This is a genomic window from Desulfoplanes sp. PS50 (assembly GCF_053851535.1).
In genome coordinates this window covers 33,257-54,524 of the sequence record NZ_JBSPZA010000028.1, presented here as the reverse complement: position 1 = coordinate 54,524, position 21,268 = coordinate 33,257, and the positions used below count along the sequence as shown (strand labels likewise).

Annotated in this window: 13 protein-coding genes and 2 CRISPR repeat arrays; of the genes, 3 read left to right on the top strand and 10 right to left on the bottom strand. The window is 50.9% G+C overall.

The window, feature by feature from the left end; all coding sequences use genetic code 11:
• Positions 1-227: 227 nt before the first annotated feature.
• Positions 228-2,068: direct repeats of the CRISPR family, unit length 36 nt; unit sequence GTCTCAATCCCCTCGAATCGGGGCAATGTTTGGGAG.
• 261 nt (positions 2,069-2,329) lie between these two features.
• From cas2 to ACTVJH_RS12355, 4 genes are all read right to left on the bottom strand, one after another.
• Positions 2,330-2,608, bottom strand: a complete 279-nt coding sequence (cas2, locus tag ACTVJH_RS12370; protein WP_455991216.1) for a CRISPR-associated endonuclease Cas2 — start codon at positions 2,606-2,608, stop codon at positions 2,330-2,332.
• A gap of 310 nt (positions 2,609-2,918) precedes the next feature.
• Positions 2,919-3,980, bottom strand: coding sequence for a CRISPR-associated endonuclease Cas1 (cas1, locus tag ACTVJH_RS12365; protein ID WP_455991214.1), 1,062 nt, complete (start codon positions 3,978-3,980; stop codon positions 2,919-2,921).
• Positions 3,981-3,992: 12 nt separating this feature from the next.
• Positions 3,993-5,618 carry a CRISPR-associated primase-polymerase type A1 gene (locus tag ACTVJH_RS12360; RefSeq protein WP_455991212.1) on the bottom strand — a complete coding sequence of 542 codons (1,626 nt, stop codon included), beginning with the start codon at positions 5,616-5,618 and terminating at the stop codon, positions 3,993-3,995.
• A gap of 13 nt (positions 5,619-5,631) precedes the next feature.
• On the bottom strand, positions 5,632-6,999 hold the full coding sequence (locus tag ACTVJH_RS12355) for a tetratricopeptide repeat protein (protein ID WP_455991210.1): 1,368 nt from the start codon (positions 6,997-6,999) through the stop codon (positions 5,632-5,634).
• A gap of 531 nt (positions 7,000-7,530) precedes the next feature.
• Between ACTVJH_RS12355 and ACTVJH_RS12350 the strand changes: the two genes are divergently transcribed.
• Genes ACTVJH_RS12350 through ACTVJH_RS12340 form a run of 3 tightly spaced genes read left to right on the top strand, consistent with a single transcriptional unit; the run spans position 7,531 to position 12,164 of the window.
• Positions 7,531-8,784: a TIGR02710 family CRISPR-associated CARF protein gene (locus ACTVJH_RS12350; RefSeq protein WP_455991208.1), complete on the top strand. Its 1,254-nt coding sequence runs from the start codon at positions 7,531-7,533 to the stop codon at positions 8,782-8,784.
• Between the two features lie 39 nt (positions 8,785-8,823).
• The gene (locus ACTVJH_RS12345) at positions 8,824-10,947 is read left to right on the top strand and encodes a CRISPR-associated ring nuclease (RefSeq protein ID WP_455991206.1); all 2,124 of its coding nucleotides are present in this window, start codon (positions 8,824-8,826) and stop codon (positions 10,945-10,947) included.
• Entirely contained in the window at positions 10,944-12,164 is a 1,221-nt protein-coding gene (locus ACTVJH_RS12340) for a putative CRISPR-associated protein (protein WP_455991204.1), read from the top strand. The genes ACTVJH_RS12345 and ACTVJH_RS12340 overlap by 4 nt, the downstream gene beginning before the upstream one ends.
• Before the next feature lie 258 nt (positions 12,165-12,422).
• Here the strand turns inward: ACTVJH_RS12340 and ACTVJH_RS12335 are convergent, their stop codons facing one another.
• From ACTVJH_RS12335 to cmr4, 6 genes are all read right to left on the bottom strand, one after another.
• Entirely contained in the window at positions 12,423-13,340 is a 918-nt protein-coding gene (locus ACTVJH_RS12335) for a transposase (protein WP_455991202.1), read from the bottom strand.
• A 77-nt stretch (positions 13,341-13,417) separates the two neighbouring features.
• The gene (gene csx2, locus ACTVJH_RS12330) at positions 13,418-14,089 is read right to left on the bottom strand and encodes a TIGR02221 family CRISPR-associated protein (protein ID WP_455991200.1); all 672 of its coding nucleotides are present in this window, start codon (positions 14,087-14,089) and stop codon (positions 13,418-13,420) included.
• A gap of 91 nt (positions 14,090-14,180) precedes the next feature.
• Positions 14,181-17,390: direct repeats of the CRISPR family, unit length 36 nt; unit sequence GTCTCAAACCCCTCAAGTCGGGGCAATTGTTCAGAC.
• 276 nt (positions 17,391-17,666) lie between these two features.
• Positions 17,667-18,578, bottom strand: coding sequence for a CRISPR system precrRNA processing endoribonuclease RAMP protein Cas6 (cas6, locus tag ACTVJH_RS12325; protein WP_455991198.1), 912 nt, complete (start codon positions 18,576-18,578; stop codon positions 17,667-17,669).
• Between the two features lie 26 nt (positions 18,579-18,604).
• A complete protein-coding gene (gene cmr6 / locus ACTVJH_RS12320; RefSeq protein WP_455991196.1) occupies positions 18,605-19,966 on the bottom strand; it encodes a type III-B CRISPR module RAMP protein Cmr6 in 1,362 nt (453 codons plus the stop codon).
• Between the two features lie 9 nt (positions 19,967-19,975).
• The gene (gene cmr5 / locus ACTVJH_RS12315; RefSeq protein WP_455991193.1) at positions 19,976-20,347 is read right to left on the bottom strand and encodes a type III-B CRISPR module-associated protein Cmr5; all 372 of its coding nucleotides are present in this window, start codon (positions 20,345-20,347) and stop codon (positions 19,976-19,978) included.
• Between the two features lie 11 nt (positions 20,348-20,358).
• On the bottom strand, positions 20,359-21,255 hold the full coding sequence (gene cmr4, locus ACTVJH_RS12310) for a type III-B CRISPR module RAMP protein Cmr4 (protein ID WP_455991190.1): 897 nt from the start codon (positions 21,253-21,255) through the stop codon (positions 20,359-20,361).
• Positions 21,256-21,268: the final 13 nt, after the last annotated feature.

The following is a 21,268-nucleotide window of genomic DNA, read 5'->3' as shown; positions in this document are numbered from 1 at the left end:
CTTCCTATCGCTTCCTTCAGACCCTTCCGTTACCAGAAACGCCCTTGCGATTCGGATTGATTTCCCCTCAGACGGGGCATCTCCGCTTTCTTGCAAGCGGACGGGGACCCGGCTTTGCCGGGCAAACAAAGAAAGCCTGCATCTGTACGATGCAGGCTTTCTCGCATTTACCCAAAAATCCTGGCCGCATTCACGCCCAAGACACTTTTTTACAAGCTCCAACAGAAGTCTCAATCCCCTCGAATCGGGGCAATGTTTGGGAGGGCCGACAATATCATCGAGGTGGTGGAGCTAAATAAGTCTCAATCCCCTCGAATCGGGGCAATGTTTGGGAGCCAAGTGGTGGGATCTAAAGCCACTAACTGGCGAAAGTCTCAATCCCCTCGAATCGGGGCAATGTTTGGGAGCAGAAAATAAAGGTCAAGAATCCAGACGAAAAGACTCTCAATCCCCTCGAATCGGGGCAATGTTTGGGAGCAAGCGATAACCGAGTGCGGCTATACATTACCAGAACTCTCAATCCCCTCGAATCGGGGCAATGTTTGGGAGACCCCAAGGCTAAAAGCATAAATCAGGCCCTTGGGCTCTCAATCCCCTCGAATCGGGGCAATGTTTGGGAGAAATATACGCACTTGCAGATAGTGCGTTGACCATTCGAGTCTCAATCCCCTCGAATCGGGGCAATGTTTGGGAGAATGGCAAAGACAATTACGAAAAAGAAGGACAATCGTCTCAATCCCCTCGAATCGGGGCAATGTTTGGGAGCAAGGGTCAGTATCCAAGCACACCTTGAAAATGGAGTCTCAATCCCCTCGAATCGGGGCAATGTTTGGGAGTGATGCAGCAGAGGCACGAAAGGCCGCTAAAAATATGGTCTCAATCCCCTCGAATCGGGGCAATGTTTGGGAGAGCGCAAAAACGCTTGCCAAGATAGCACAAAAAACGGTCTCAATCCCCTCGAATCGGGGCAATGTTTGGGAGATATTCTGTCCCGTCTGACTAAGTAGGGAAACACAAAAGTCTCAATCCCCTCGAATCGGGGCAATGTTTGGGAGTACCTGTACGGTGAGCGGAAAATCGGAGCCAATACCGTCTCAATCCCCTCGAATCGGGGCAATGTTTGGGAGTGTGCGGAATATGACCGCATGAAGGATGAAAAATAGTCTCAATCCCCTCGAATCGGGGCAATGTTTGGGAGAGAAACAAAGATGGGGATTGGGAGGAGATGGGATAAGTCTCAATCCCCTCGAATCGGGGCAATGTTTGGGAGTGAGTAAGCGTAACTAGTCCGAGAGCTACAAAGCCGTCTCAATCCCCTCGAATCGGGGCAATGTTTGGGAGCACATGGCCTCAATATATAAGCGGAAGGGGTCAGACGTCTCAATCCCCTCGAATCGGGGCAATGTTTGGGAGCACACAATGTCATTTTAACGATATAACATTCCACCCGTCTCAATCCCCTCGAATCGGGGCAATGTTTGGGAGAGATGCGATAAAATACACGGACGGCATACAATGAAAGTCTCAATCCCCTCGAATCGGGGCAATGTTTGGGAGTCAAGGCGGCGGGTTGCCAAGATCAAGGATTCTCTTGTCTCAATCCCCTCGAATCGGGGCAATGTTTGGGAGGGCAAAGATAGCCAGCCTGGAAAACGGTCTGCTCGCATGTCTCAATCCCCTCGAATCGGGGCAATGTTTGGGAGAAAATCACAGTAGTTCCTCTCAACTTACCTCCTGAACTGTCTCAATCCCCTCGAATCGGGGCAATGTTTGGGAGCTTATAAGGGAATCAAGGGCAGAGTGTAAGGCCCGGTCTCAATCCCCTCGAATCGGGGCAATGTTTGGGAGTAAGGCCGAAGTATTGATTGGGGATTGCGTCCCCAGATGGTCTCAATCCCCTCGAATCGGGGCAATGTTTGGGAGCATTATGGAGATCACAAAGAAGAAGGACAACCAAACAGTCTCAATCCCCTCGAATCGGGGCAATGTTTGGGAGACATGGAATGGTCAATTAAACACTTTAAATATTAATGTCTCAATCCCCTCGAATCGGGGCAATGTTTGGGAGACTTACTCTCAAAATTCTTGTCCTGCAAGGGCTGAAAATGCCTTTGCCATCCACCTCCCCCTTTTTTGGCGTTTGGGAATTTTTTTTCTGCTGGTGAAAGTAAGCATTTTGCATGTAACCATTTAGAATAGAATGCAAACAACTTCGCCATCCACCTCTTTGCCCGGGAGGCAATCAAATCAATCGGTTGGATTGTTATGAACTGTTTTCAGAATCATGGATGGCAGATCAAACGATAGGAAACGCTGATTGAAAATATCTTCAAAAAAACCCACATCTTCCAGTGAACGGCTTGTCTCCAACCCCGGAAAATTCAACCAGGGTCAAACATGCCTTGCACAATCGATAATAGCGGATGCTGTCCTGGGTATGATCGATTGTGCCTTCTAAGATATCCTTGAGTTTCAAAAACTGTTTTTCGGAAAGTTCCGGACACTCGAAAACGGACTTCTGAACCCGGACCCCCAACCCCTTGAGGTGTTTGACCACTTTGTCCCGCAACCGGTCATCCACGATATCATAGCAGACAATGTAAAACATGCATCCTCTCCGTCGTTGTTTCCGCCTCCCAAGGGTTTGCAAAGCTGCGGTTGCTCACGGATCGCCTCGACTCTGCGATTCATGACAAAATGTTTCGTAACTATTCAGGTGCATTTTTCAAGAATCAGAATTACGAATTTAAGAAATTTAAGAGAGTTAAGAAATTACAAGCGGTTAGCGTCCAGGTCCTCAATTCCAAAAATTTCTGAAATCCTTAAATCTCTGAAATTTACGGGCTGGCACTCAAATCTAACGATATATTTCAGCCTGTTGCTCCTGCTAAATTTTGACCTGAATAGTTACAATGTTTCTATCTCTGGTGGCTCCAGTCAAAAGGTTCATATTCCGCAACCTCACCCAGCACGTAGCGCTCAAATAGACGGGCCTGATCCAGAATAAGTCCCCTGTAGGTGGACTGACGGCTTGTTCCAGGAACCAGAAGGCTCTTGTTCATCCATTCCTCATATGATTTGAGAAACGCCCGGCAAATACCCGGTTTCATCTCAACGGGACGTTTTTGTTTCAGGTCCTTTTCATCCACATAATCCGTAGTTGCAACCTGGCGATATACAAAATCATCCGGACTCATGGTTTTTCGATTCAAGAGCCCAAGAACCAGTCGATCCCCCAAAAAGACCCGCCATTCTTCCACGAGATCACAGGCCAGCGAGGGTCGGCCATACGCTGGTTCGTGAAGGCTCCCCAGGTAGGGATCCAGACCGACCCGTTTGATGGCGGTGAGCACTTCGTTGGTCAACAGGGTGTACACAAACGATAAAAGCGCATTGACTGGATCAAGAGGCGGCCTTCGGTTCCTGCCGGTAAAACTGAAAGCCGGATTGGAAAGGAGATGGGGAAAGGCCTGAAAATAGAGCCTCGACCCATGTCCCTCCATTCCCCGGACAAGCTGCATATCCTGCCCGGTATGCAGTTCTGCAACCTGCCTGGACAATGCACGTATAGCCATGCCCCAGGCGCGCAAAGACTCCTTGTTCAGCTTCTGGCCGCGAAGGTTGAGAAACCGTGCCTGGGTCTTGAGTTTCCCGTGCACAATATTTCGAGCCGTTCTGACCAGAAAGGCTCGGTCAGACAATTTGACATATTGACCTTGCCGGCGTTGAACATGTTTATGTTCATCTATGGAGATACGCCCCTCGAATCGCCCTCGGCCATTGAGGAGAACCGTCTCCACACGATGATTGATGAGTGCCCGGATAACTGCTCCACTCAACGTGGTATACCCGATCAGGGTCAGCTGCTGCAGACTGTCCAGGGCTACTTCCTCGACCACCTTTTTGCCGCGAACAAGAGCGATGTTCGGCCCGGATTTACGTAAATAGGTGCCGGGTTCGAGAATATAGGCGCGTTGCATGGGTCATCCTCCTCACCCCGGTTTGGGCAGAAATCGACGGACCGTATCCAGACTGTTCTGGAGGTGTGTCAGGGCATCCTGCAGATTTTCGATCTTTTCCGCTCGGGTCATATCGGCTGGGAGCCATTTTTTGCAGAAAAGCAGAGGATGGGGATAGGGCGCATCCTCCTCAAAACGGCAGAAATCCAGTGTACTTTCCAAAAGATTGTGTATCCGCTTGCATCCCAGGGGAGATCCCCGGAGCCTGGAGAGTTTCAGATCCACCAGATGAGGATTGTATTCAGATTGATCCTTGAGCAACGCGTGCATGAGCAATTTTCCCCTGATCAAAAATCCGATGGTTCCGTAAAGGACCTTTTCTTCCTTGAGGGACAAAGGTCGACCTTCCCGACACAAGGCAATGACCTGGCCAAGAGTCGGACATTTGTTCAGCAATACCGCCAATTCCGGATAGGTTTCGCACCACTCTTCGTACCGGGGGTGAAGGCTGACCACCGGGGCGGTTTCCCTGGCATTCTCCCATGTCGAGCAAACAGCCCTGGAAACAGGCTCTACAGTTCTGAGAACTTCCAGTTGATCCCAGATGTCTCCCTGCATTTTGGGTATGAAATGTGACGGCTTGCCGGTTTTACGGTGAATACCCAGGGGCAGTTTGACCAGATTGCCCAACCCCTTGCCGGCCAAACGGTCCTGTTTGGGAAATACCTCCAGATTGAAACAGGTCAGATCCTTGGCAAGGGGCGCTGTCAATCCTTTCAAAAGCGACTTGACCCGTGAAGCAGCAATGGGTTCACGAAAAAAATACCAGAAGTGATATCCCTTGCCACCGCTGAACTCCGGCAAACAGTTCAGACCGTTTTTCCGACTCGATTCTCTGACTTGCTGGAAAAGATATTCGATCTCACGGCGGATCACGTTTTTTTGTCCGCTTGAAGGTGATGCCTCGCGCAACGATTTGATCAGATCCACGTCGATCACCCCGAGGGATACGGTATCGTCCTCGTGAAGCAAATAGATGCCCAGGGTTTTGATTCCGTTCAGGTGATCCCTGATATCCTTTTCCGTCATGGGATGACGCACGGGGACATATCCGCTCTTTCCCTCTGCTTTATCTGCCCATTGTCGGGCGAAACATTCGGCCCGGCCCCTGAAGAGTCGGGTATACAGATCGATGAGTTCCTGTTCTCGTTTGAACAGAGCAAAGGGGGCGTCGACATTCCGGTCTTTTACCGGAGTGTCCGAAAGATGATCGGCATGGTCGGCAAGGGGAAACAAGGGTAAAAAATCCGGTGCGACCTGTCCGGCCAAAGCCTTGAGAGCTGCCAATTCCTTGCGTTTCTCCAGCATGGATAGCAGATCGATATGTTCCAGCCAGGCCGGCTTGAATCCAGGGGCGGTCGAATGAACATGGTTCAGCAGATCCAAGGCGGTTGTGGGGTCTGTACAGATCTGAGCCAACCGTGACCATTCCAAGGCCTGTTCCGGACCAAGGGAGAACCAGACGTCGCGTTTGGCGAGCATCCGCCTTGCCGCATCCGGATCGGAACCTGAAAGCACCAGTTGCCGGACCTTGTCGAGCAGCAGACTGTTGTCCAGAACACCAGGGGATGGCGGAGTATGAAGGGATGGCTGGGTCATGGGGGAGCTCCTCTCATCCTCTTTCCTGAACCGCTCTGCGCAACCGGTTCAGGTAGGGATAGCCGGGACGGTGGGACTCGATCTCGCGCAGGGTTTCCACGGCTTTTTCCCGATTTCCCAAGGCCAGATGACCGCCAATGGCCCAGAAAAGGGCATCCGCACAGATAGTCGTGAAGGTCTGGATGTGAAAGGCGTTGGCCTCATCCGCCAACCGCACGGTCTCGGCAAAATCCTTTTCCAGATAACTGATCCGGGCCAGTTTGATCAGGCTCTTGTGACGCGACCTGCGATCCCGCTGTGCCGACTGGGTGAGCACAGTCCTTGCGTTATCCAGACGACCCACTGCAGTCAGACAATCGGCAAGCGTCCAGCAGACAAAGGGACGCCGGGCCTTGTGAGGAACAGTGGAAACAACCGCCAAAGCCTGTTCCTTGTCACCGAGCCCCAGCAGAACCCTGCCCATGAGCTCCCGGATGTAGTTGCCTTCCACCGCATCGATGAACGTGGCCGCACACTCCAAAGCCTGCTTGGCACGATCGAGACGGTTCAGGGCGAACATGATCTTGCCCAAGGCGAAATATTTGTGTTCAGATCTGACGTATCCGGACTTTTCGTCCTCGGCGATACACTGCTCGATATGCTCCAGGGCCACCGTATGTCTGCCCTGTCCGAGCTCGCACGAGGCCAGATTGTACAATGCCTTGATGTAATTCTTGCGTTCCTGACTGCGCATATCTTTTGTTTCCCGATCGTACGCCCGCCAATTGGCTACAGCTCCGGCAAACAGGGGGATGGCAGCTTCGGGTTTGCGTTCCAGATCCTTGTACATCTTGCCTTCCCGATAGAAATTGGTCACCCGCTCGGGCATGAGGGCCTGGGCCTTTTGCATGTGGAAATGAGCCTTTTCCAGACGTTTTTTGCGAGCGGCAGGTAAAAGATGAATCTCCCGGTTCGCTGCCGCCATAAGGGTTCGGTAACAATTGTAGGCCAGGGCCGAATGAACCTGAAAGTTCTCCGGATCACCGGCCAGACAATATTCCAATTCCTGCAGGGCCTGATCGAATTGATGTATCTGACCCAGGGCAAAGGCGATTTTCTGTCTGACGGGCAGATCCAGCCCCAGTTCCACCAGCGCGGGTTCCTTGTCCTCCAGAGGATGGAACAAATCGATGATTTCCTGCCAGCTTAAAGTACGCTGCAATTCCATGATCTCACCGATGATTCGCTGCTGACGGGTTGTTTCCTGTTCCTGGACACTGGGATCCGCAGCCAGCTTCCTGAACAGATCATCGGCCTCGACAGAGGCAGAATTTGGGCCGGCTTCATGCTGCGGTTCGGAGGAGAGAGGGGTGGAAATGATTTTGACGGGCTGGGCACTCATGATTGCGCTCCTGGTTGCTGAAGGATCGTTTCAGACATCCTGTTTCACCAGCAAAAACGGAATCACGGGGCTGTTTTTCAAAATCAGGGCGCATTTTTCTTTGAACGAAAAACTTTTTTGGACCCTACCATGGTAGGGTTTGTGCGTATCACGCAAATCGAGATATTGAGGTATTTATTTGAATTTATGGAGATATTACTATTTTTATCCAAACGGTGCTTCTCGAATAGACTACAGGGTAACCCTACCATGGGCTGATTTGGCCCTTTTTTTCCCTGGTCGATCGTGTATGCACAACCCGTTCGTCATGCAATCAGGCATAACATGCTCGTCAAGGCAAAGTTGTTCTCATCCAACCGTCTTGAACATGATAGATGGTCTGTTCCGTTCTAACCGGCTTGACTGTCTGACCAGGCCCGCCAGAAGAACAAACCACTCCTGACAAATTCATCCCATTCGAAACATGGCTCTTTTGGCGTTGAAAAATGAGTCGTCAGTACCGTTATATCGGCATAACCCGGGAGGTCATCCATGAAAATACTCTTTACAACGGTCGGGGGATCACACGAACCCGTTATCCAGGCCGTAACCCAATTGCGTCCCGATCATGTCGTATTCGTCTGTTCTGAGGGTTCCGGATCTTCAAAAAGTTCGGAAGAGATGATCACGGGCTCGGGCAATGTAATCAAGGCCGCATGGAATGATGAAAAGCCGAGTCTTCCCAACATCCCTGCCCAGCTCTCCCTGTCACCGGAGGCCTTTCATGTCATCAGGATCTCGCCCGATGATCTGGACGCTGCTGTCCAAAGAATCGAGCAGGAGATCGAGTCGTATGGCCATGAGCACGAACTCATTGCCGACTACACCGGAGGCACTAAAACCATGACAGCGGCCATGGTTCTGGCCTCCCTGGATCAGCGGGTTCAACTCTATCTGGTCAAAGGGGCACGGACGGATCTGAAAAAGGTGGTCGACGGCACGCAATGCTGCTCCCGGGCCGTTGTCGACCGGGTCAGGTTCGACCGGGAATTCAGAAATCATCTCCAGCCCTGGAAACGATTCGCCTACGGAGAATCGGCTTCTGGGCTTGCAGCCATGGATATTCCCGCCGATTCCACCATCCAGGACCGGCACAACATGGCCAGGAGCCTGAGCGATGCGTTTGATGCCTGGGATCGTTTCGATCACCACAAAGCCAGAAGGCTCCTCATGGCATACAGAACGCAAACCGCACGTCATTATTCCCCGTATATCAAGGCATTGGACGCCCTGTGCGGCGAGCATGAACCAGCCAAGTCCGAAGGGGCCCGCATCCATGACCTCTGGCTCAATGCCTTGCGCTGCGCTGCAGCGTCACGCTACGACGACGCCATCTCCCGGGTGTACCGGATCATCGAGTGGGTGGCCCAATGGGTACTCAGGACCAGGTGCAACGTGGACACATCGGATCTTCCCGGGGAATTCATTCCCGAACACATCCGCATCTTCCCGAATCATAGTGGAAAAATTCAGGCCCCGCTGCACAAGGCCTGGGAACTCGTGGCGTGCAAAACCCAGGGTCCTGCCCAACAATTCATCGAGGCCAACAAGGATGATCTGCGCACTCCGCTGGGCATCAGAAACGGATCTATTCTGGCCCACGGTTTCACGCCGGTGACCCGGCAGGACTGGCTGAACGTGGAAACATGGATGCAGGAAAAACTCATCCTGGTTTTCAGAGAGGAGCTCAAACGGACAGGACTCAAAAAGGTATGTCCCCAGCTCCCGAACGAGTATGTGTGGTAAAAATAATACAAGTCAGACCGTTACTCCAGGGAAACGACCATGAACACACTTGTCTGCACATTGGGAATATCCTGGGCCGTTGTGCCCGAGAGCTGGGGGTTTCTGAACACTGAACCCTTTGAACTCTACGCCAACCATCCCCAAGCCCAGGCGTTCTCCGTCATCAGAAACAAAGAAGGTCTCTTTCCGGTGGATCGCATCTGGTGTGTCGCCACGGCAGCCGGAACCGGAACCACAAGCTGTGAAAAGGTTCTCGCCTGGGCTGACAGACTCGGGATCGAGGTAGCCTGCATCCAGGCCCCGGGAACCGATGGTCTGGGCTCCCAGGAAGAATGTCAGAGCATGACCGAAACGATTTTCAGGACGGTTTTCACCGCAAGAAAGACATCTGACAAGCTCTTTCTCTCCCTGGCCGGAGGCCGCAAAACCATGAGCGCGGACATGCAGCGGGCCGCGTCTTTGTTCGGTTGCGACGGTCTGCTCCATGTGGTGGACGCTCCGCCCCTTCCCGAGACGCTGAAACATCCCGAACCCGAACGGTTTCTTGCCCCCCTGCCGGCTACCCTGGCCCAACACCTCAGTCCGCTGATCGTGGGAAGCGAGTCCGGCAACGAGGTTATCAAAGCCCCTCTGGAGCATGGCGGGATTCTTAAATCTGCGGACTTTCCCATACCACCTTTTTTCCCGGCCGCATCTTCCGATCGATTCACCGGTCCCTCCCTGGTAAAGGCTGTTGAGAACCGGTTGCGTCAGAGCAGCTATCTGCTGGTCAATTTCAGCAACAGCCTTCTGGCCAAAGACAAGGTGAGCAATTTTCTCTCGTTATACCGGCTGCCTTCCGAGGTCATCGACCGGCTCAAATCCGTGAAACTCGGTGTTGATCCGGAAAAGAAGGAAAGGGAACTGAATTTTCTCCGGCAGCTTCCCAAGGTGGAGCTGCATTGCCATCTGGGCGGCATTGCCCACAGCGATGAACTCATTGAAATCGCAGACGCGTGCATGTCCCATTGCCCTCCCTTGCCGAATGCCGTGACCTCCTGGCTTGGAAGGATCCACACCTTGGTCAAGGCAGGGGATGTGGACGAACTCCACCGGCTGGTCCCCGAACCCAAAAAATTGCGGACCATGTTCCAGGATGTCCCGGAACCTTTTACCGTGGCCTGTTTTATCCATCAGTTCAAGGATTGCCCCACGCTTCTGGACCGGTTCATTTTTGGCGAACGTATCCATGAGGATCAATTTGTCGGCAGGGATATCACCGATTACGAACCCCTGGGTGATCTCCAGGGAAGCGGACTCCTTCAGTGCGAACCCGCCATTCGGCAGGCCTGCATTGTCCTCAAGCGGCAATGCCGGGAACATCACGTCAACTATCTCGAATTGCGGTGCTCCCCGGTCAAGTACACCCGGGGCGGACTGGCCCCGCAACGGGTCGTAGAAATCCTGGTCGATGAATTGAACAGAGACAGCGAGTGCATATTCCGGTTGATTTTCATTGGAAGTCGCCATGGTACAATGAGTGAGATCTATCAGCACATCGAGCTGGCTGCGGAGTGCATGAACAGGGGATGGGACGAGATCGTGGGATTCGACCTGGCTGGCAACGAATCATCCAAAGAGGCGGGGCAGCTCCGGGAGGCCTTTTTGCCGGTCATGGAACAATGCCTGCGGATCACCATCCATGCAGGAGAGACCGTATCCGCTGAAAGCATCTGGCAGGCCCTGTATCATCTGAACGCTGACCGCATCGGCCACGGATTGACATTGTGGCAGAAACCCGAGCTCTACCCCCGTTTCAGGGACCGACGGATCTGTCTGGAAATGTGTCCCTCGAGCAATATGCAGATCAGGGGATTCCAGGACAATTACCTGCCCACAACCATAGGCAAAGCGATCTACCCGTTGCGCGAATACATGGATCAGGGGCTCAGAATATGCGTGAACACGGACAACCCCGGCATCTCCCGAACCGACTTCACCAATGAACTGCACAGAGCCTGCCGTCTGACCCCGGAAGGGCTCAGTGTCTGGGAACTGCTCATCCTGATCAGATCGGGATTCAGAGCCGGTTTCATTGGCGATACCTCCAGGGACCGTCTGCTTCTCGAGGCGGAACGGGACATCTCTCGAATCATAACCACTCTGCCCAAGGATGCATTATGAATCACCCGACCAAACCCACAACCCTGCTCTGTACCGTTGGCACGAGCCTGCTCGGAAGCAACCTGCGCAACTTCGATCAAAGCACATATACGGCCCGCCTTTCCCTGAACGAAGCGGAATTGCTGAAGCAGGCCGGCATCCCGCCCGGATCGACCCGGCTCTGCAAGGTCCTTAACGAGATCCATGCGTGCATGCGTCGCTCCGCCTGGGTCGAACTAGCCGAACTGCTTGTCGAGTTCCCTGTCCAGGCCAGAATTCTGGGCGCGGAGATCAATTCCATCGCCGCAATGATCGACAAGAACATACTTGCAGATCCCCCGAGCCGGTTGGTGCTTCTGGTGTCGGACACCAAAGCCGGTGGTGATACCGGTACGGTCCTGCGGCAGTATTTTTTATCCAGGAACAACCCCTGCCGGTTTTCCCAGGTTCTCGTGCTCATCATCGAGGGGTTGCAGGATCAGATCCCAAGGAGATTTCAGCAGGAAGGGCTCCCCAACCTGGTACGCGTCCTGGCCGACCAGACCCGCCAATGGTCTCCCTCGCATGTGGCCATCAATGCCACAGGAGGATACAAGGCCCAGATCGCCCTGGCCGTTGCCTTTGGTCAGGTCATGGGAACCCCTGTCTATTACAAGCATGAATTGTTCAACGAAATCATCTCCTTTCCCAGGGTCCCGTTCACCATGGACCTGTCCATGGTGGAAAAGAATATCGGATTCTGGGCCCGTATCAGTCAACCCGGATCCGTATTCACCTATGACGAGCTCAAGAGCTTTGCCAGACCCGGTTCCGCCACATGGGAGGCCATGCTCCCGCTCATGGAAACCATCGAGCAGGACAACAAGGCGTTGTACGCCCTGTCCTCATTGGGGCTGATCTATTGGGAGGCCTTCCTGACCCGCCATCCGGATCTGACAATCAGACCGATCAAGGCGGAAAACCGCCGAGGCTGCCGTTTTCGGGACGACCACTACCCCATCGGCTTCAAAACCTGGGTCGAGGACATCTATCTGCAAAACGATTTCGTCACCGGCTGCCACAGCCTGGCCTACTCCGGTCAGGCCGCGATCAAACCGGGATTCGGTGTGGAAGGAGAAAAGATTATCGGAGGATATGTGGACAAAAACGGCTTTTCCGCTCGGGTGGAGGTCATGACTACCTGCACGAACGACCTGGAACGGGCCTGGGTGGTGAGACGGTTGAACGGGGAAGGATAAAAAGTGGGCGATTCTAAAAAACCCCTATGATGCCCGTTCGAACGATCCGGCCAAGACGTTCAGTTTTTCAAATCAGAAGATCCAGAGTTGCCAAGATCTTGTGTGAAAGCTTTCCAATTTGCCAGCCCGTCAGGGAATCTTCCCTGCCCAGGTCACTTAGCCTACCTTTTTTTAGGTGCACGAAGGGATCAAGAATCTGATTTCTTGCCGAGAAGGGTCGCCTCTCATCTTGTTCGTGCATTGAGAACGTTCACTCGGCTAGACCCGCAGCCTCTTCATGGAATAGATCCCTTGAGCCCCGGCAAGGGAGGTAAACGTCCTCTCATCCTTTGATTGCAAAAGGTGTTTGACCTGATCGAAAACCTCCCGGACAAACTCCTTTGAGCCCAATATCCCGGCATCACTGAAGTACCGTGTCCGATAACAGAAAAGCTCGAACCGCTTCAGCTCAAAATTTTTCTTTCTCTCCTTTTTGACAATCTTCGGGTCCATGGGGTTGCCCTTGCCCGTATCCACCGCACCGGTTTCATACACGAACTGCCTGTATTTACGCATTATCTGGGCAGATTCCCGCTCTCCCCATTCCTTCATACCGAAATCCACGCACAGCAAGCCGTCATGATTTGCGGTCTGGACATGATACCCCAACGAGCACCACCGGTATTCCTCCGGTCGTTTCACGATCCCGGCTCGGATGGGGTTAAGGTCCACATAGGCCAGCAGATTCACCAATGAATACCCGTTCTGAACGATCATCGACTTGAAACGCCCACCCCAGAAATACCCTTCCCGACCATGCCGCTTGTTGTAATACCGCGTGAACCCCAGCTTGATATCCTTGATAAATTGCGCAAGCGACGACCAACGCTCCCGAAATTTCAAAATGGTCTGCTCACCTATCGCTCGACCTTCAGGAAACCATTTTTCCAGCCGCACCCGCACCTCATCGTCGGGAAAATGATCCACAGGGTACATCCGCGTCACCAGGTGGAAATGGTTGGACATGATGCAAAACCCAAGTACATCCACGAAATAGAATTGGCTCAACCGCTTGATGAGTCCCAACAAATAATCCTTCTCAGCCGCTTCCATGGGAAACCCCGCCAGGGCCGTCCTTGAAATCACATGATAGACAGTAGGATTATCCGTCCTAACAAATCGTGCTATTCTGGGCATATATCCACCTCCTATAAAAAAATCTGCCTACGACCATCCGCGGCAACATAACCATCGAAAAATGAAAACGCTTGCTTTTACCCCATATTCCATCTGAACTCAAGTATTTTAGACCTGTCCCTTAACTCGCCTGAAAGCCTTGGCACGGTTTCTTTCCTCAAAAGCCTGCCCAGATCCGCAACATCCCCCTTGTCCACAAAACTGCTGACAGCCGTACTCCAGTCCATGACATCCAGAAAAGGTGTCAAATTGACGATCGGAGCCCTTGGCAGCGGTGTTGCATCCTGCTTCGCCTCCCAACAACCATAATAGATGCCCTTGATTTCGATATGCTTGAGAACCCGTAGGTATTGCAGACAGGCCAGGGCAAGAATGGGAATGGACCTGAAAGAGTGGGTTACATCGAAAATGATTTCGTCATTTTCATCAATGTGATCCGCCAATCTTGAGAAAATTTCCCAGGTTTCCTTTTCATTGAACCCATCCGGTATACTGATGGGATGAAAAGGAATGTTGGGCAGATCCCGAGTGACTGTTTCAAGTGGAATCTTGGACTTGGTTCCCAACCAATTTTCCTTGCGTGCACGATCTGTCAATAAAATCAAAACTGAATCAGGCTCAAACAGCGAAGCCATGCTGGCCTGTACGAATCGGGAAGCATGGGCAACGACTTCAGTTCCATCATCGAGGAAATATTCAACTTCGGAATATTTCCCAGTACCAAGAAATGTGATGAGTTTACAGGCCATCTAAACCCCCTCTCAAAAAACACGAAGCACTCAACGTTCTCCAGCGTTATAGCTGGTAATTCCCGATTCTGATTTTGAGTTTCAATCTCAAGTCTCAAACCCCTCAAGTCGGGGCAATTGTTCAGACAGCCTACGAGGCAGTCCCAAAGTGGACCCCGCCCAGTCTCAAACCCCTCAAGTCGGGGCAATTGTTCAGACCAAACCGCAGAGAGGTATTCTAAGAGATTGAAGAAGTCTCAAACCCCTCAAGTCGGGGCAATTGTTCAGACCGAAGAACGTTGGTGGACAAGCAAGAACCGTTGTCTGTCTCAAACCCCTCAAGTCGGGGCAATTGTTCAGACATTTTGGTTAGGAGAAAGAAGTGAAAATTCCATGGAAGAGTCTCAAACCCCTCAAGTCGGGGCAATTGTTCAGACAGCCTACGAGGCAGTCCCAAAGTGGACCCCGCCCAGTCTCAAACCCCTCAAGTCGGGGCAATTGTTCAGACAGACATAAAAAAAATGAGAAGGAGGCTTGTGGATATGTCTCAAACCCCTCAAGTCGGGGCAATTGTTCAGACAGAAGAGAGAGAGCTTGCAAGGGCACGCAATTTGATGTCTCAAACCCCTCAAGTCGGGGCAATTGTTCAGACCAATGGCAAAGACAATCGTTTTGTTAAAGAAGATTGGTCTCAAACCCCTCAAGTCGGGGCAATTGTTCAGACATATCCTTTGCGTCCTACGTCGCTCTGACCGTGGAGTCTCAAACCCCTCAAGTCGGGGCAATTGTTCAGACTTAATTGGGAGAAAATAATATGGGATTTTGTATTAAGTCTCAAACCCCTCAAGTCGGGGCAATTGTTCAGACAAATTGCACAAGAACTTGGAACAACTCGTCAATATGGTCTCAAACCCCTCAAGTCGGGGCAATTGTTCAGACTGATGGAAAAACAGAAAAGCGCCGAGTGGTTCAAGTCTCAAACCCCTCAAGTCGGGGCAATTGTTCAGACACATTCTCGAGCAGGCGGCAAAACCAACCCAGGGTGCGTCTCAAACCCCTCAAGTCGGGGCAATTGTTCAGACGATGATGGAAGCAAAAAAGGGAACTGGATAGCGGCGTCTCAAACCCCTCAAGTCGGGGCAATTGTTCAGACGGCATGGCACAGCACAGGACGGTAACACTGGCAGAGTCTCAAACCCCTCAAGTCGGGGCAATTGTTCAGACCACACATCACTGATCCACGAGTCCGGGGAATGGATTGTCTCAAACCCCTCAAGTCGGGGCAATTGTTCAGACGGACGCGATAGCTGTAATCTGGATTGTAATAATCGGGTCTCAAACCCCTCAAGTCGGGGCAATTGTTCAGACCAAGACAAAGATCATCGCAAAGCAGATTCACTGCAAGGCGTCTCAAACCCCTCAAGTCGGGGCAATTGTTCAGACTACTCATGGTGGTAAAGAGGCGTGGGTGCAGTTGCAGTCTCAAACCCCTCAAGTCGGGGCAATTGTTCAGACGGCATGGCACAGCACAGGACGGTAACACTGGCAGAGTCTCAAACCCCTCAAGTCGGGGCAATTGTTCAGACCACACATCACTGATCCACGAGTCCGGGGAATGGATTGTCTCAAACCCCTCAAGTCGGGGCAATTGTTCAGACGAAGGCGAACCTTCCAAAGGATTGCAAGGACGCCAAGTCTCAAACCCCTCAAGTCGGGGCAATTGTTCAGACCGGCGCGTTTTGTATCGGTCTTGGTGTTGGTTCTGTGTCTCAAACCCCTCAAGTCGGGGCAATTGTTCAGACTGAAGACATTCTTGAACGTCTTCAAAAGTAGGGAGATAGTCTCAAACCCCTCAAGTCGGGGCAATTGTTCAGACGCAGAAGCCCGGCGCGAAGAGGCGGCAAAACGTGCCAAGTCTCAAACCCCTCAAGTCGGGGCAATTGTTCAGACCAAAAGGGTGCTTATAAGGTAGTCAAGGGCAGGGGGTGTCTCAAACCCCTCAAGTCGGGGCAATTGTTCAGACTAATGGTCAGGGCTATCTCCTTCTGGAAAGCCCAGGAGTCTCAAACCCCTCAAGTCGGGGCAATTGTTCAGACGAATGTGAAGGTGGTTATTTTGCGGGGATTATTGAGTCTCAAACCCCTCAAGTCGGGGCAATTGTTCAGACGATTCTGGTGGGATATGTTCTGGGCAGTCCATAACTGTCTCAAACCCCTCAAGTCGGGGCAATTGTTCAGACGCAGATTATCCTAATGTTTATGGTCCTCAAGTCGTCTCAAACCCCTCAAGTCGGGGCAATTGTTCAGACAGGATGGGTATTGGCTTGTAGAATGGTCGCTTACGGGGTCTCAAACCCCTCAAGTCGGGGCAATTGTTCAGACTAACCAATCATGTACAGGCGATTCATAGACGCTGGGGTCTCAAACCCCTCAAGTCGGGGCAATTGTTCAGACTCAGCGCAGGAAGAGAGCGTCAACGAAACCGAAACAGTCTCAAACCCCTCAAGTCGGGGCAATTGTTCAGACTCATCGGCGGCACAGAGGGGCAGCAGACGTCCACGAGTCTCAAACCCCTCAAGTCGGGGCAATTGTTCAGACGGACGCATTCCGGCCCGGACAAGGACACGGCGGTTCAGTCTCAAACCCCTCAAGTCGGGGCAATTGTTCAGACAAAGAATTGTTATTTTCACTTGCATGGTATGATTGTGTCTCAAACCCCTCAAGTCGGGGCAATTGTTCAGACTTCGTACTACAAGCGCGGACCGCGCATACCTGCAAGTCTCAAACCCCTCAAGTCGGGGCAATTGTTCAGACCAGCAGATCGCCAACGATCTCAAGACCCAGGCAATGGTCTCAAACCCCTCAAGTCGGGGCAATTGTTCAGACAACGGTTGTCATCGACTCGGTGACGAGGCTGGAAAGGTCTCAAACCCCTCAAGTCGGGGCAATTGTTCAGACAGCAAGTCACCTTACCGAGTCACAGAAGCGAGCATATGTCTCAAACCCCTCAAGTCGGGGCAATTGTTCAGACTGACAGAAGAAGGACCCTGGACTACACTGCACGACATGTCTCAAACCCCTCAAGTCGGGGCAATTGTTCAGACCCACAAGGCTACTTTTTGTTTGTACAAGCTACCTAAGTCTCAAACCCCTCAAGTCGGGGCAATTGTTCAGACCTTAGGATGATTGCGGAAAAAGTAGGGGTCCATTATCGTCTCAAACCCCTCAAGTCGGGGCAATTGTTCAGACTGGACCTGTTCTTTGAGAGATACCATACACCTACTATTGTCTCAAACCCCTCAAGTCGGGGCAATTGTTCAGACTCTTCCTCTCAAAATCCTTGTCAGTCATGGGCTAAAAACGGGTTTGCCATCCACCTCCCTTTTTTTGGTGGGTTGGAAATTTTTTCAGGGCTTGGGTTTTAGATTTTTTTAACTTATCATATTGTTATTATTAAAAATATCTCTTGCCATCCACCTCGTTGCATCGTTGCCTGTGATTACAGGGTATTGAATGGAAAAAAGTATTTTTCCAAATCATGGATGGCGAAAGTCCTATGCCAGGATCACAGATAGCCCGAGCAAGGCTCTCAGCCCATATCAGGCCAAGCCCTCTACTCTGCCGAACCCCATGGCTGCGCCTTTCCCCAAATGCAGCGTCTGGGCGGCCTGCATCCACGTAGCGACCCAATCTTCTGCTGTAGAAATATCCACCTTTCCAACAAGTCCACCCATGGGAACCTTTCTTTTTTGCCTGTTTGAATACCGGGAGAAATCCTTCCAAATTACCTTGTCTTCGATCTCCCCAAACTTTGCAAAGCCTTCCTGGAGATGTTTCCAAGTCTTCTTTCCAAAGGGTTGACCGTCACAATAAAGGCAATGCAACGCTTCCATACGCCGAGCCAGAACCTGAAAGAAAAATGGCCAGTCCATCTCATTAAGATACCGACCCATCCGCCGCATTCTGACCGGAGTCTTGATCTCGAACGATTGGTCAGACGAAACCTGTTTGTCGACCTTCAGGATGGGCAAAGGCTGATCCAAATTGTGTACGCTCAACCAGCATCCCCTGCTATCCAGCGCCCTGACTTCACGCACGGAATAGATTATCCTAGCAGATCCGACCCCCCGACGTCCGCCTCGATCGAGGCTCTTGAGAACGACAGGAAAAAAACGACGGCATGTTCCAACCAAAGTGATCTCCAATTCCAAAGCATCGGAACCTGCCGGGTGATCACAATAAACGACATATCCTCTGGGTGAATCAAACAATCCGGAATACTCGGTTTTGGCCTCTATCAATTGATAATAGGGGCAATGCGTAGCGATAAGACATTGACCGCATTTCTTGCGGTCAAACGGGCAGACCAGACTGCTTATCTCCCAACCCATGAGCCCTCTCCAGGCCGAACCGCTCAAGGGAGCGATACTCGGCCTGGAGAGGTTTACTGAAAGTTTTACTTTAGAGTAATTCAGGTTGGGAAAGAGTTCGCTGAAAGAAATGGGAAACATGATTATGTCCAACTGTCGACACACTGTTATTCAACGGAAACAACTTCGTACAAATTCCCAAGTTTTTTGAAGACCACTTTTTTGGCAGTCGCACTTTTTGGTTTCTTGAAAAGTTCTTTGTGGTATTGGGACGGAATGATTTCCTTACCCGTGTGCATGATTTTATTCCCTTCATGAGTAAAAGTGATAGTGGCATTCCCAGGACTCCATACCATATGAACATTTTCCGCCGAAACAACCTCCACGTCATCATCCAATTTTTTGGCAGACCCACTGCCGCTCACTTCTAATTCTGATGAATCATCTGAACTCAATAAAGATTTTGCCGCAAACCGCCCATGGCCAATGGCTGTTTTGGCCCCGAGACCATGATCGTGCAGGGCGAGGTTCAAGGCCGCTTTGAATTCTGATTCCAGATCGCATGCTTCCGGAGCGAGGAATGCTCGAAAAACAAACACAACAGGTTTTCCTTTATCATCATGGGAATCAACTGCCCAAAATTTCTGAGGATTGGGCGACTGGCTTTCGGTCGGCCCCTGTTCGGCTCTTTTATTCAGATAGTCGGGATAATGGCAGTTCATGATCTCAGCCTTGAGCATTGGCATTGTTTTCGGCCAGGCATCCATGAAAATCACATCTCCTCTCCGAGCCTCTTGAGACTTGCCTACAACACCGCACCCAAAAAGATTCCTGGCCGAATCCGGCAAAACACCTCCCATAACATCTCGCCAAAACAGCTCTGCATCGGCTTCGTTTTGCAACTCATTAAGTTTTTTTACCAAAAACGCCAGTCGAACAACCCCCTTAAGTGAAGAGGCGGGAATGAACGGAATTCCCAAGTTCCAGTCGAACTTGAAACTTTTCTCGGTAGGATGCTCGCCACCCAGTCCGATGACCAAAGGGCTCTGAAGAATGGCTTCAATCCGGACTTCTTTGAAGCCGAGTTGCTGGAAAGAAGCTGCAGTTGCATTTAATTTGGCGTTTTTTATATCAAGGAAATTCACTGCATGTTGACGATTCCAGTGACCTGAAATAGATATTTTTTTCTTTTTCGACCTATATTTTCCTTTATTATTTTCTTCTGGGTATTCTCTCCAATAGCACTGGATCCCATTGAAAAGAGATACTGATATATCCATATTATCCAACAAAATATTAGGGTTGCAAAAGTCATTTCTTCTTACCAAGGATGTTTGATCATCGGTTGAGCACGTTAAATCTTTTGTTCTATTCCAATTTGAATCTTGCTTTAAAAGATTATAGTCAGCCACATACATCCATTTATTGAAATAAAGACCAAAATTGAAGTCTCCACTGGGAATATCGCCGATAATATTGTTTACATCAATAGAAACGTAGCGTGTAGCCGGTGTTGTTTCATGTTGCATTGTGCCCTCCTAAAACAAGTTGGAATTTGCATAACGTTTTAGCCATTCCAACATTTTGAGAGCCTCTGATTGGGCTTTGAGATAGTCTTGCTGGTTGAGTTGGGAAATTTCATAGACAGCTGGTCTATCCGCATTTGTACTCAATATTTTTTCGGAATAAAGCCAGTTTTTGATGATGGAAAAACCAGCCAGGTGCTCGGTTTTTCCCTTACCCAGCAAAAAAGCCAATGTTTGCCCGAGACCGTTTTGGAGAATCATGGATGGCAGGCCGGCTGAAAACTTGGCAAATTTTTCCCGATCAAAATTTTCCCGACTACACGACAGTGACTGAAGTTCTTCTAAAGCAAATGCAGAACGTTGTTGGGCCTTGGTCGTACTCATTGTGATCCCCCTTATGCAGTTGCCGTGAACCAATTAATTTCCATAATGCCACGCCCCATGGTCATGTCACCGCCCATCTGAACATGGGAAGACAGTGCGTCCTTGACACATTCCTTGATCATGTCCGCCTGCATTTTTGATTCTGCCGTGCGCTCACTAGTAAAAAATGTCATCACATAGAGCACAGAGTCCGAAGGGAGAAGTTCCTGATAACGCAAAGAACCATCCTGAGTTGTACCTGTATCTTCCTTGATTCTTATCTGGGGCTGAACTTCGGTTGCGGTCTCGACCAAGAACTTGAAATTATTGTCAGTAACCAGAAGAACTCGTGTCGCTTGGGGAGCAAGCTTGCCTATCAAAGCCGTCACGGCCCCGAGTGCTTGTTGTTTTTGAGAAACAGCCAGGTCTTCAAGAACGATTTCTTGCTTATCTATGCCGGGAGTCAAAAAAATCGCATCGTCACCGGTGGGTTCTGGTATCTCGAAATCGTCCTGTTCTTCCATGATTTTCATATCCCGCTTGAGCCGTTGCAGAATAGCCGGACAAGTCAGCCAGACAAATGGGGCTACATTGGAGCGAACAGGAAAAAGAAGCAGCCTTGCGTCCGAAACGGAAATAGCCCCAGCATGCCCGGAGTCACCACTCTTCTCCTCTTTCCCGAATACAATATCATCAAGTTTGCGAGCCTGATCCCCTTGAAATTTGCTATCCTGGTTTGCAGCAAAATATCTGGTGAACCAATCGCGAAAAGCTCCTTTCACGCCAGAAGCCTGCACCATGGGCCAGCCCGTATGACGCTCTCGCTGAATGGGGAGGTCGACGACACCGGTCGCCTGTCCTGAACCAGCATGAAGGGGGGTAACACCATACAGAACGCACATTGAAACATTATTTTTGTCGAACAACATGATGATTTCTCCT